This is a genomic window from Paraburkholderia sediminicola (assembly GCF_046030555.1).
Lineage (GTDB): Bacteria > Pseudomonadota > Gammaproteobacteria > Burkholderiales > Burkholderiaceae > Paraburkholderia > Paraburkholderia sediminicola_E.
On sequence record NZ_JAQQCH010000007.1, the window covers coordinates 268,119 to 280,169 of the forward strand.

The window sequence follows — 12,051 nt, forward strand, 5'->3', positions numbered from 1 at the left end:
CAAAGAGGCGGTGAAGCGGACCTGAATCCCGGCCCGCTTCAACCTGGCCGGCTTAACTCACCGAGAGCGTCACACGCGTCCAGAGTTTGTAGACGACGCGCCTGAGCTCACTGGATCCATGCAGCGACAATCCCAGATTCGCCGCCGCCATGACAAGCGCCGCGGCGATCAGCGTCGGCAATGCGGTGATCTCTTCGGAGAGCACCAGCGCGACGACCAGGAACGCGAGATGGACCAGCATATTGCGCACGATGGACCAGACATGCAGTCGCGCGAATGCTAGCAGCACGGCGTAGTCGAACAGCGTCTTCATCACGACGACGACACCCGCGCCCATGATCCCGAACCAGTGAATACCACACCACAGCGCACCGGCAAACACCGGCAGTTCGAGCCAGCTCACGCCGGCCACATAGGCGGGGCTTGTCTGCGCCTGAATCAGAATTCCCAGAATGCCGCACTGACCGCTCAGCCACACGCCCAGTACGAGCACGCCGGCGACCGGCGCCGCGGCCGCGAACGTCGGTCCGAGCCACAGCGTCAGAAAGGGTTTGAGTGCGAACAGCGCGACGATCACGCAGGGCGTGAAAGCGCCGTTCAGAAATGCGAGGGCGCTATGCGCAAGTGCGTCGGCGTCGGCGCGCGAGACGGCTGACAGGCGCGGGAAGAGCGTGCGCACCATCGCGATCGGCAGCAGGTTCAGGCGCGTGATGAGGTTTTGCGGGGTCGCATAGTAAGTGACGAAGCGCGCGCCTAGCAGCGCGCCGACCAGTACCCGGTCGAGGGTCGACCCAATCATGTTGGCGCCTGAAAACATCAGCATCCAGCGGCCATAGCGAAAGAGTTCGACCATCACGCGCCATTGCGGCATCCGTACGCGGCGAATTCCGATTGCGCGGAACGCCGCCGCGCCGAGCAACACGCCGGCGATCAGACGGGCTACGACCGCGGCCGGAATCACCACCGCAAGCGAGGGCGAGAAGCAGAAGATCGACGCCAGCGGCAGCAACTGGAACAGCGCCGTGCCCAACGTCTGGTTGATATTGAAACTGGCGAAGCGCTCCACGCCGTTGATGGCGCCGGCAAAGACCCACGAGACGTTCGCGATGGGCACGGCCACCGCGATCCACGGCAGGCTCGCCATCACTTCGCGTTGGAAGGCGGGCTCAATCTTCACGCCGTGCGTGATGTAGAGAAACGCGCCGAGGTATACCAGCAGGCCACCCACGATGCCGGTCCCCAGATTCATGAACCAGGCGCTCCAGAAGATGCACTCGATGGAGTCGTCTTTGGCGGCGCGCGCTTTCGATATCTGATTTTCGGTGGCGAGGCTCGTGCCGAGATCGAGCACGCTGAAGTAGCCGATAAGCGTCCACACCAGATTGATGACCCCATATCGCTCGACGCCCATCAGATGAATATAGGCGGGCACGGTGACGAGAGAGATGAAGGTCGGAGCGATCGCTCCTGCAAAATTGATGAAGATGTTCTTGACGATACTTCTTTCCATGGTGCGCTTTTCCGGCAGGTGAAGTCATTGAATGGTGTGATCGATCGTGGACGCTGTCGGTGCGCGGCCGCACCCAGCAGCGCGTTTGAAACGATGACGCCGGCCTGTCGCAGGTGTCGATATTGCACCTCCGCCCTTTATTGATGTGTGTGTGGCCGTACAGATAGTCATGGTCCGGCAGGGTTAAATGAAATCCGTTACGGTTTTCGGAGCACCCATGATCGACACCACGAACGAGGCCGTCCGGGGCAGTGGCGGCGCGTTATCCGCACGTCTGATTTCCATCTGCATTCCGACCTGCAATCGGCCCGCCTTGCTCGCACAGGCCCTCGACAGCTGCCATGCCCAGACGTATGACGAGTTTGAAATCGTAATCGGCGACGATTCGAACGACGACAGCGCGCGGCAGGTGGTGGAGCATTGCCGCTTGCGCAGCCCGCGGCCGATTCCGATCCGTTATGAACGTAATCTGCCCCGGCTGGGACAGGCGGCCAACGTGAACCGGCTGTTTGCGCGCGCACAAGGCGCTCGGCTCGTATTGCTGCACGACGACGATCTGCTCGAGCCGAACGCGTTGAGCTGTCTCGACGAATGCTGGCACCAGCATCCCGAGTTGACCGCCGCGTTCGGCAAGCAGCGTGTCATCGCCGACGACGGCACGCCGCGGCAGCAAGCCACCGACCGCCTGAACCACGACTATCTGCGTGTGCCCGAACGCGCCGGCCGTCTGCCCGTGCCGGCGCTGGCGGGTATCGATCAGATGTTCCCGAACAATGGCTATCTGGTGGATACCCTGGCGGCGCGCCGGATCGCGTATCGCGCGGCCGCCGAGGTCGGTGAAGCGTGCGACTTCGATTTTGGCTTGCGGCTCAGTGTCGACGCTGTCGCGATCTGTTTCGTGGATGCGTTCGTGTCGGTTTCGCGTGAAACGGCGCTGTCGATATCGACCCACGCGCTGCCGGCCATGCACGCGTTTGCGCAATTGCGCGCGAGCAGCGTGCCCGCGGCGGCGCAGGCGGCGCGCGAGGACGCGCTTCGGCGCGTGGCGCCGCGCGCCGCGTCCGCTTACGCACGCGCCGGTGAGTCAGCCGCCGCATGGCGTGTGCTGCTGTCGCGGCACTATCCGATGCGTGACCGCTTGCGTGCGCGCTTTTTCTATCACCTGCTGCTTGCCACCCGGTCGACCTTTGCCTCGCGCGCGCCGCACGGCAATTGAACGGTGCGTCGATCTGAGTTGAATCGGTCGTCGCGACATGTAGTGCATCAAGCCGCATAAGCATCGGAGTCCGACCCAGTGTGGGAGGGCGTACAGATTAATCAGACGGCGTTTGTTGTAGTGATCGAAAGCGGCGTTGAACCGCTGAGGAGTGTAGCGTGAGGCCAGTAGTGTTCGATGGCCGGTTCGGATGGTTGCATCCGGCGGAGGGGCCAAGTGGCGTGGTGCTGTGCTACCCGTTCGGGTACGACGCACTGTGCACCTATCGCGGCATGCGCAGGCTGGCCGAGCGGCTCGCCGCGCGCGGCGTGCCAGTGCTGCGGTTCGATTACCCAGGCACCGGCGATGCGGCGGGAGACGCGAGCGAACCAGGCCGCTGGCGCGCGTGGATCGACAGCATCAAGCAGGCCGTGGCGCTGCTGCGTGAAACCACGGGTGTCGAGCGCGTGACGCTGTGCGGGCTGCGGCTTGGCGGTACGCTTGCGGCGCTGGCCGCTCAGGAACTCGGCGGCGTGGATGGCCTGGTGCTGCTCGCGCCCGTTCTGTCGGGCAAGAATTATCAGCGCGAATTGCGTGCGCATTACCGCAAGTGGCTGTTGATGCCCGCCGCGATGGATTGCGAAGCCGAGCCCGATACCGATGCGTTCGTCGAAGCATACGGTTTTCGTCTCTATGGTGATGCGCTGGAGAGCTTGCGTGCGGTCGATTTGCGGCGCGACGCCGTTCGCCCGGCCGACCGCGTGCTGATACTCGATTCGCTGGACCCGGTGCGGGTTGACGCGCTGGCCGCGCATTATCGTGAACAAGGCGTGCAAGTGGAAAGACAGTCGTTCGACGAATACGCCAGGTTCATGATGGAGGCGCTCGATAGCGAGATTCCGCAGGCGGCGTTTCAGTCGATCGAAAACTGGCTGGCAGGCGGCGCTGAAAATCCGGCTACGCTTCCACGCATGGCGGCGGATAGCGAAGCGGGTTCACTCGCCGATCAAATGGCCGATCAAATGGCTGAGCGCACGGCGGATCGCGTGAGCCACCTCATCGAGCCGGGTGTGATCGAAACGCCGGTGTGGCTCGACGGCGGCAGGATGTTTGGCATCTACTGCACGCCTGAATCGCACGCTACCGCCTCGCCCGCGGTACTGATGCTGAATACCGGTGCCGTGTCGCGGATCGGCAATGCGCGACTCGGCGTGCGCTTCGCGCGACGTCTTGCGCGCCAGGGGGTCGCGTCGCTGCGTGTCGATCTCGGCGGCTTGGGCGACAGCCAGCCATCGCAAGATGCGGTGAGTCTCGATGCACTGTATTCACAGGCAGGCGCCGACGATGCCGCGTGCGCGGCGCGTTGGCTGACAGCGCAAGGGCATCGCGGCGCGGTGCTGCTCGGCATTTGCGCGGGCGCCTTCGTCGGTCTGCATGCCGCGTCACGTGAACCGGCGGTGATTGGCGCCGTGCTGGTCAATTTGCAGAAGTTCACATGGCAGAACATCTGCGATGAACACGGTAAGCCGGCCGTCCCGGTGGCGGCCTTCGGTTCGACGCGCAGTTACCTGCGCTCGATGTGCCAGCCACGAAAATGGATTCGCGTCGTTCGAGGGCAGACCGGCGGCCTGCCGGTTGCCCGCGAGCTTGCGGCGCGCTTCGTGGCCAGATTCGGCGCGGCGCTCGCCGACCGTGTCGAACGTATCTGCGGGGTCCAGCTGGGATCGAGAGACGAGCAACGTCTCTTCACCGCGCTGCATGCGCAAGGCGTCGATACGCGTCTTTTATACGGCGTGCTGGACGAAGGCGTCGAGGAACTCGAACGCTATTTCGGTGCGCGTGGTGGGCGGCTGCGGCGCTTCGGCCGGATCGGTGTGGCCTTCTGCGAGCGCACCGATCACGCCATTCTGTCAGCCCGTGCACAAGAAAACGTGATGTCGTACTTCGAAGATTTTTTTCGAAGCACCTTCGACGAATCCCGTCAGCCTGAGTCATCTGTTGGCGGCGGGTCGCGCCGCGCGTGGCTCGACTGGCGCCATGCGCGCACCATACAGTGGCTTCTAAAACGTGCGCGCGCACTTCGTCTATCAGGCGAAGCGTAATGAACGCATCGGGTTGCCGATCCAGTGCGCTTCCACTTTGATGGAGCAAGGCAATGAACAGTCAATCCGAGTTGGACCGCGTCAACCGTATCGCATGGAATTCACCTGATGCGACCCGCGTATTCACGCTCGAGAAAACCTTCTCGGACCTGGGCGAACAGGCTGCGTTCGAGTGGCTCACGCCGCGCTGCGCCGGTACGCCGGTGCTGGATATCGGTGTCGGCACGGGCCGCACGATCCCGCTGATGACGGCGATCTCGAACGACTATATCGGCGTCGACTACACGCCGAAACTGCTGGAGATTGCGAAGTCGAACTATCCCGGACGCGACTTGCGGCATATGGATGCGCGCGACATGTCAGCGCTGCCGTCCGGGCATTACGGGCTTGCGGAGTTCAGCTGGAACGGCATCGACTGTGTGGACTACGACGATCGCGTAGCGATTCTCAAGGAGATGTATCGCGTGGTGCAGCCCGGCGGTTATGTACTGTTCTCATCGCATAACCGCGGCGGACCGGGCTACCGCGAAAACATCTGGCAATTGCTGCCGCAATTCACCTTCAATCCGCTCAAGCTCGGCTGGCGCACGCTGCGCTCGATGCGACGCTTTCAGCTCGGCACATTGAATTACGTGCGCCACGTCAAGCTGAACCACGACTACGGTAGCTACGCGGTGAAGACCGCGGCGGCACACAACTTCGGCATTGTGATCGTCTATACGACGCTGAGTGAGCAGCGCCGGCAACTCGCGCAGATCGGCTTTCAGAGCGATGCGGTGTTCGGTAGCTGCGAAGGCAACCGCATTGCTGACGACGTGGAAATCAGCGATACGTGGTGGTTTCACTTCATCGCGCGCAAACCGGTTGCCGCGGGTCCGTTTGACTGACCGCCGCTGCTTGGGCGAAGGCGGCGCACTACGTGCGTCGCACACATAAAAAACATCGATAGACCGGATTGAACACTAACGGGAAGCGGACATGAATCGCATCGTTGAACCAGGCAATCCGCTCGTGTCGGCTGCGGGCATCACCGGCAAGGCCACGCGTTTGTCGGTCCAGCCGGTAATTCTCGCGGGCGGGTCGGGCACGCGTCTATGGCCGTTGTCACGCGAGCGCAATCCGAAACAACTGATCGGCCTGATGGGCGACGAATCGCTGCTCGAGGCCACGCTGCGCCGGCTCGACCTTGGGTTCGCCGCGACTGCGGGCAACAGGACGGCGACCGGGATGTCGACAGACACGCCGCTGAGCATGGCCACGCCGCTCGTGGTCTGCTGCGAGGACCTGCGTCTGCAAACGCTCGAACGTCTCGAACAGTGCGGCCGGCCGGTACGGATGGTGTTCGAACGGGTGCCGCGCAATACCGCGCCGGCGCTAACGATTGCCGCGTTGGCCGCGCGCGCGGGCGCAGAGGCCGGTGACGATCCCATCATCGTCGCATTGCCGGCGGACCATCTGATTGCCGATCATGCGGCGTTCGGCGCGGCGCTCAGGCAAGCGATCTCTCACGCTGCGCGCGGTGCGATCGTCACCCTCGGCGTGCCGCCGCAGCGCGCGGAAACCGGCTATGGCTATATCCGCACAGGTAGGACGCTCGGCGTGCACGGGGCGCGCTCGATCGAACGCTTCGTCGAGAAGCCGGATGCGGAACTCGCCAAACGCTATGTGGCTTCTGGCGAGTACTGGTGGAACAGCGGCATGTTTCTGGTGCGCGCCTCGGTGTGGCTGGCGGCCATCGAGCTCTGCCGGCCCGCGATCGCGGCGGTTTGCGCGGAGGCTTTCGAGCATGCCGCCGTGGATGGCGACGGTGCGCTGCATCTTGCGCGTCAGCCGTTCGCCGCGTGTCCTTCTGATTCGATCGACTACGCGGTGATGGAGCGTGTCGCTACCGACGCGCGCCTCGTCGGCGTCGCGGTGCCGCTTGTGGCGGGCTGGTCGGATGTGGGCGCGTGGGACTCGGTATGGGAGGCGTCCGATAAGGACGCTTGCGGCAACGTCGCGCGTGGCCGCGTGATGTTCGAGGATTCGAACGACAGCTTCGCGCACTCCGAGGGCCGGCTCGTCGCATGCGTCGGCGTGAGCGGCGTGGTGGTGGTCGAGACCGCCGACGCCGTGCTGGTCGCCTCGAAAGATCGCGTGCAGGACGTCAAGGCGATCGTGAGCCGGCTGAAGGCGGAGCAGGGTACGGAGGCGCGGGAGCATCGCAAGGTCGGCCGGCCGTGGGGCTTTTACGAGTCGCTCGAACGCGGGGAGCGCTTCCAGGTGAAGCGCATCGTCGTGAAACCGGGCGGGCGTCTGTCGTTGCAAATGCATCACCATCGCGCGGAACATTGGATTGTGGTGCGCGGCACCGCACGTGTCACGCGCGGCGAAGAATGCTTCCTGCTTTCGGAGAACCAGTCGACGTATATTCCGCTCGGCGTCACGCACCGGCTCGAAAATCCGGGCAAGACGCCGCTTGAAATGATCGAGGTGCAATCAGGCGGCTATCTCGGCGAAGACGACATCGTGCGCTTCGACGATCAATATGGCCGAGACCAGGAGAGCGGCCATGCAGGCGCGGGTACGTCACGCTGACGAGCGGGAGGAGGCTGGGGCCACGACGTTGCAAGCGCCGGTGGCTTGCGCTGTGGGCGGCCGTAGCGATGCCGGATTCTGCGCGGCTGGCCTTGAAGCGTCCGGTGCGGGGACTTTCGACGAGCGCCGCTTCCGCCACGCGCTGGGGCGTTTTGCCACCGGCGTCGTGGTGATTTCAACCGGCAGTGGCGACGGGATGCACGCAATGACCGCCAATGCCTTCATGTCCGGTTCGCTCAAACCGCCGCTGATCGTCGTGTCGGTCGGACACCGCGCGCGCATGCACGAACGTCTGATGAGCAGTGCGACGTTCGGCGTGAGCGTGTTGTCCGATGCCCAGGAGCCCCATAGCCGCCATTTCGCCGGCGAGCCGCAGAGCCGGCTCGCGCCACGCTTCGCGCCGGTGGACGGTTTGCCTGACGTGGTGCTGCTCGAACACGCCGCGGCCCGTTTCGCGGCGCGCATGGTGGACCGGCATCCATGCGGCGACCACACGCTCTTTGTCGGCGAGGTGCTAGTGTTCTCGCTCGACGAACACGCGCCACTGATTTTTTTCGGCGGGCGCTATGCGTCGGTAGCCGAGTCGCTTTGAGGCGCCGCTTGCAATTCAGCTCAACGTTGGCCACAACGTCCGTCACGATTTGCACCTGCTCAAGCGGTGAGTTCGGTGGGTTTTCTTTCAATTCGCCCGCGTTCTTTACATTCGAAGGCCGACGATGCTCGACGCCAGAAGCGCCGTATCGTCGCGCCGGTCTCTTCGCGCCTGCCCGGCGCGCCCCCAGCGGGTGAAAATCAGACAATTCGATTCACTACGTGCGTCTTCGCACTATGCAAATTTTGCCGCGCAGGCACGCTTGAGACGCAAGCTTATGGCCCATCAAAACATGCGGCGTTACACGAACGAAACAATTCTTCAGAGGGATAACCCTCTCAGGACGTTTCCCAACTGGCGCAACCGTTTCGAAGCTAGCAACGTATCGTAAAAGAACCGATGCATATCGATAAAACGACACGTTAGGGCTGCTTGATCAACAGGCTACGCGGGGGCAAACACCGCTTCGGGGAGAGTGTCATGGAACAGGCAAACAAGGATCGATCACTGGTAAGCAAGGTCATGGATGGACTCGTGACCGGCATCGTCGAAGAGAAGTACGGCGCCATACTGCCACCGCAGGATGTGCTGTCGAAGGAGTTCGACGTCAGTCGCACCGTCATGCGCGAGGCGCTGTCGATGCTGCTCGCGCGCGACATGCTGGACGTGCGGCCCAAGATCGGCACGCGCATCCGGCCGATGAGCGATTGGCGCATGATCGACGAGGACGTCGTGAACTGGCGTTTTCGCGCGAAGCCCGATCCGCTGTTTCTGCGCGACGTGATCGAGTTTCGCATCCTGATCGAACCGCGTGCCTCGGCGCAGGCGGCGGCGCGAGGCAGTGCGGCTGACATCGCGGCGATTCGCGAGGCGTTCGAGGCGTTCCGCGTAATCCAGCCGGGCGAGCCGGGCTATCAGGCTGCCGACGAACTGTTCCATACACGCATCGTGGTGGCGAGTGGCAATCAGTTCTTCAAGCAGATGGCGGCCATCATTCGCGGCGCGCTGTCGACGGTCAACCCGATCGTCAATCGGAACGATGGAGCGGGGGATAAGGCGGTGAGCACGCATCAACGCGTGGTCGAGGCGATCGAGCGGCGCGATCCGAAGGAAGCGGAAATCGCCTCGCTGGCGATGATCGACTACACCGCGGAAGAGATCGGCAGCAGCTTTACGTCGGAACCGCCGGTGCGCGGCTGAGCGCGGCCGCTACGGCGGCAGCCCAGCTTGCCTTCCCGCAGAGACGTGGCATAACGAACGGTGCGGCAGCGTGCTCGCGCACGCGCGCGCGGCTTGCGTCACAATGGCGCCTGTTCTGAACTGCACGGACTCGAAGGAACGATGACAATCGCAATGCAAGAAGCCTCCACGGACGGCATGATTCGCTGGGGGATCGTCGGGACGGGCCGCATTGCCCGTCGCTTTGCTCAGGGACTCACCCATGTGCCGCAAGCGCAACTGACCGCGCTGTGGTCGCGTCGCGCCGAACCGGCCATGGCTTTCGCCGAAGAATTCGGCGGCGAGGTGTGCGCGAGTTTCGACGCGCTGCTCGCGAGCGGTATCGACGCGCTTTATATCGCCACCGTCCAGGACAGTCACGCCGATTACGCGATCGCCGCGCTGCGAGCCGGTCTGCACGTGCTGTGCGAAAAACCCGCCACCATCAACAAGCCTCAACTCGAGCGTGTGCTCGATGTCGCGCGCGCCGAGCAACGGCTTTTCATGGAAGCCATGAAACCGCCGTTCTATCCGCTCTACAGAAAGTTGCGTGCACACCTGGACGCCGAGCCGATCGGCGAAGTGGGTCTCGTGCGCGCGGGCTGTTCGGTGCCGGGTGTGCCGGACGATCATCCGTCGCTGTCGTTCGAGCATGCGGGTGGTGCGCTGCTCGATATCGGCGTCTACGAGATGTTTCTCGCGGTCGACTGGCTCGGCGCGCCGCGTGAGGTGCAGACGCTCGGGCGGCTCGGTTCGACCGGCGTTGATACGTTCGCGAGCCTGAACAGCCAGCATGAGCGTGGCATCGCCCAGCTGTTTTGCGGGCTCGATCTGCACGGCAAGGGCGACGCGTTGCTAATGGCCAAGGGCGGCCATGTCACGATTCATGAACCGTGGTGGAATCCGGCGCGCGCGACGATCCGGTACACCGACGGTCGTGTGGTCGAACTCGACGAGCCGTTCGAAGGCGGTGGTCTGAACTATGAGACCGCGCATTTCTGCGAGCTGATTCGAGCGGGGCACATTGAGAGCCCCGTGATGCCGCACAGCAAGTCGCTGCAGATGATCGAGATGTCCGATGCCGCGCGCGCCGCGTTGGGGCTTAAGTTCGCGGGAGAGTGAAGGCCCGTTGCCGCGTTGCTTCCAGCCGCGGTGGTACGATTTGCGCGGGCGTGTGGACGCGAATGAAAAAGGGCCCGCGCACCCATAGCTTTCGATCACCTTCCATTGGAGCCGCCTGCGATGCGCATGCTTGGAAAACTGTGGCGCGACAACAAGAGCCTCGTCGCCTTTCTGTTCCTGATGGTGCTGTTCCGCAGCGCCGTGGCCGACTGGAACGTCGTGCCAAGCGGCTCGATGTTGCCGACCATCCGCGAAGGCGACCGGATTTTCGTCGACAAGATGGCCTACGATCTGCGCGTGCCGCTCACCCACATCACGATCGCGCACCTGCACGATCCGCAGCGCGGCGATATCGTCACGATCGATTCCTCGGTGGCGCACGAGTTGATTGTCAAGCGTCTGATCGGCTTGCCTGGCGACAGCGTCGCCATGCGCGACAACGTGCTGTACGTGAACGGTGTGCGCGCGGATTATCAGTCGCTGCACCTGAAGCCGCTTCCGGGTGATGCTACGTCTCCGGGCGACTATCTGACCGAGCGCTTCGACGGCGTGACGCACACGGTACGGCTTGCGCCCGACGCACCGAGTCCGCGCAATTCGTTCGGGCCGGTGGTCGTGCCGCAAGGCGAGTATCTGATGCTCGGCGACAATCGCGACGACAGCGCCGACTCGCGTTACTTTGGTTTCTTTCCGCGCAAGGAACTGATGGGCCGTACGCGTCACGTCGCGTATTCGCTCGACCCTGACCACTACTACAAACCTCGCTTCGATCGCTTCGGCGCGCCGCTGGATAAGGCGTCGCTCGCCGCCAGCCGGTAGGCTGCTAGCGCCGGGCGAAGTGGGGTGTCAGGCGGGGGCCTTGCGGCGCACCCGGTGACGGTGCTCAGTGGCCTGTTCAGTGACGTCCTCAGTGATGCCCTCAGTGACGCGCCGGCAGCGCGAGGCGCTTTTCATACCAGTGCTGCACCCACTCGAGCACCTGGCACAGCACCCAGTAGGCCGCGGCTGCCGCGAGGTACAGCGGCAGCGGCTGATAGGTCGACGCGATGATCTCCTGCGCACTGCGCAGCAATTCGGTCACGGTAATCACCGACACCAGCGACGTGTCCTTGATCAGGCTGATCAGGCTGTTGGACAGACTCGGCACGGCAATGCGCAAGGCCTGCGGCGCAATCACATAGCGCAGCGTCTGACGCCGCGAGAGTCCCAGGCTATAGGCGGCTAGCCATTGACCGCTGGGAATGCCGAGAATCGCGCCGCGCATGCTCTCCGACAGATATGCCGCCACGTTGGCCGACAACGCGATCACGCCGGCGGGCGTGGGGTCGAGCGAAATGCCGAGACTCGGCAAGCCGTAATAGATCACGAAGATCTGCACCAGCAGCGGCGTGCCGCGAAACAGGCTGACGTACACGCGCGCGATCCAGTTCAGCACGCGGTTGTGGCTGATACCCATCACCGCGAGCACGGCGCCGGCAAAGAGGCCGAAGATCATCGACAGAACCGCGAACTTGACCGTCAGGAGGGCGCCCTGTGCGAGCACAGGAAGCGATTGGACGAGCAGGGAAGTGGTGGACATGAGCGGTTGGTAGAGTTGGCGCGCAAAGCGCACATCATAAACTTTGGCGGGCGACCAGGCTTCACCTGTGCGGCGATTCGATAGCGACCAGGCACAAACGGAAAGCGCCGCTGCAAAAGCGAAGGGCGGCATCGTCGCCGATGCCGCCCTTCGTTT

Annotated in this window: 10 protein-coding genes; 8 read left to right on the forward strand and 2 right to left on the reverse strand. The window is 63.5% G+C overall.

Annotated elements, in window-relative coordinates:
• Positions 1-52: 52 nt before the first annotated feature.
• Positions 53-1,510: an oligosaccharide flippase family protein gene (locus PQQ52_RS13425; protein ID WP_408211589.1), complete on the reverse strand. Its 1,458-nt coding sequence runs from the start codon at positions 1,508-1,510 to the stop codon at positions 53-55.
• A gap of 217 nt (positions 1,511-1,727) precedes the next feature.
• On the opposite strand from PQQ52_RS13425, the gene PQQ52_RS13430 reads away from it, so the two are divergent.
• From PQQ52_RS13430 to lepB, 8 genes are all read left to right on the forward strand, one after another.
• The gene (locus PQQ52_RS13430; protein ID WP_408211592.1) at positions 1,728-2,726 is read left to right on the forward strand and encodes a glycosyltransferase family 2 protein; all 999 of its coding nucleotides are present in this window, start codon (positions 1,728-1,730) and stop codon (positions 2,724-2,726) included.
• A 158-nt stretch (positions 2,727-2,884) separates the two neighbouring features.
• Complete coding sequence (locus tag PQQ52_RS13435) at positions 2,885-4,807, forward strand: serine aminopeptidase domain-containing protein (protein WP_408211595.1); 1,923 nt, start codon at positions 2,885-2,887, stop codon at positions 4,805-4,807.
• Between the two features lie 53 nt (positions 4,808-4,860).
• Positions 4,861-5,694 carry a class I SAM-dependent methyltransferase gene (locus tag PQQ52_RS13440; RefSeq protein ID WP_408211597.1) on the forward strand — a complete coding sequence of 278 codons (834 nt, stop codon included), beginning with the start codon at positions 4,861-4,863 and terminating at the stop codon, positions 5,692-5,694.
• Positions 5,695-5,785: 91 nt separating this feature from the next.
• Positions 5,786-7,384 (forward strand): mannose-1-phosphate guanylyltransferase/mannose-6-phosphate isomerase, encoded by a 1,599-nt coding sequence (locus PQQ52_RS13445; RefSeq protein ID WP_408211600.1) that lies wholly within the window; start codon positions 5,786-5,788, stop codon positions 7,382-7,384.
• The gene (locus PQQ52_RS13450) at positions 7,359-7,976 is read left to right on the forward strand and encodes a flavin reductase family protein (RefSeq protein WP_408211602.1); all 618 of its coding nucleotides are present in this window, start codon (positions 7,359-7,361) and stop codon (positions 7,974-7,976) included. Before PQQ52_RS13445 ends, PQQ52_RS13450 begins: the two co-directional genes overlap by 26 nt.
• A gap of 480 nt (positions 7,977-8,456) precedes the next feature.
• Positions 8,457-9,176 carry a FadR/GntR family transcriptional regulator gene (locus tag PQQ52_RS13455; protein ID WP_408211604.1) on the forward strand — a complete coding sequence of 240 codons (720 nt, stop codon included), beginning with the start codon at positions 8,457-8,459 and terminating at the stop codon, positions 9,174-9,176.
• Positions 9,177-9,329: 153 nt separating this feature from the next.
• Entirely contained in the window at positions 9,330-10,316 is a 987-nt protein-coding gene (locus PQQ52_RS13460; protein ID WP_408211606.1) for a Gfo/Idh/MocA family protein, read from the forward strand.
• A 120-nt stretch (positions 10,317-10,436) separates the two neighbouring features.
• Positions 10,437-11,135 (forward strand): signal peptidase I, encoded by a 699-nt coding sequence (gene lepB, locus PQQ52_RS13465; protein WP_408211609.1) that lies wholly within the window; start codon positions 10,437-10,439, stop codon positions 11,133-11,135.
• 100 nt (positions 11,136-11,235) lie between these two features.
• On the opposite strand, the gene PQQ52_RS13470 is transcribed toward lepB, so the two are convergent.
• A complete protein-coding gene (locus PQQ52_RS13470; RefSeq protein WP_408211612.1) occupies positions 11,236-11,895 on the reverse strand; it encodes an amino acid ABC transporter permease in 660 nt (219 codons plus the stop codon).
• Positions 11,896-12,051: the final 156 nt, after the last annotated feature.

Excerpts from the sequence above, each read along its gene's own strand:
- PQQ52_RS13425 (WP_408211589.1), bottom strand. The coding sequence starts at position 1,510 with ATGGAAAGAAGTATCGTCAAGAACATCTTCATCAATTTTGCAGGAGCG.
- PQQ52_RS13430 (WP_408211592.1), top strand. The coding sequence starts at position 1,728 with ATGATCGACACCACGAACGAGGCCGTCCGGGGCAGTGGCGGCGCGTTA.
- PQQ52_RS13440 (WP_408211597.1), top strand. The coding sequence starts at position 4,861 with ATGAACAGTCAATCCGAGTTGGACCGCGTCAACCGTATCGCATGGAAT.
- PQQ52_RS13445 (WP_408211600.1), top strand. The coding sequence starts at position 5,786 with ATGAATCGCATCGTTGAACCAGGCAATCCGCTCGTGTCGGCTGCGGGC.
- PQQ52_RS13450 (WP_408211602.1), top strand. The coding sequence starts at position 7,359 with ATGCAGGCGCGGGTACGTCACGCTGACGAGCGGGAGGAGGCTGGGGCC.
- PQQ52_RS13455 (WP_408211604.1), top strand. The coding sequence starts at position 8,457 with ATGGAACAGGCAAACAAGGATCGATCACTGGTAAGCAAGGTCATGGAT.
- PQQ52_RS13460 (WP_408211606.1), top strand. The coding sequence starts at position 9,330 with ATGCAAGAAGCCTCCACGGACGGCATGATTCGCTGGGGGATCGTCGGG.
- lepB (WP_408211609.1), top strand. The coding sequence starts at position 10,437 with ATGCGCATGCTTGGAAAACTGTGGCGCGACAACAAGAGCCTCGTCGCC.
- PQQ52_RS13470 (WP_408211612.1), bottom strand. The coding sequence starts at position 11,895 with ATGTCCACCACTTCCCTGCTCGTCCAATCGCTTCCTGTGCTCGCACAG.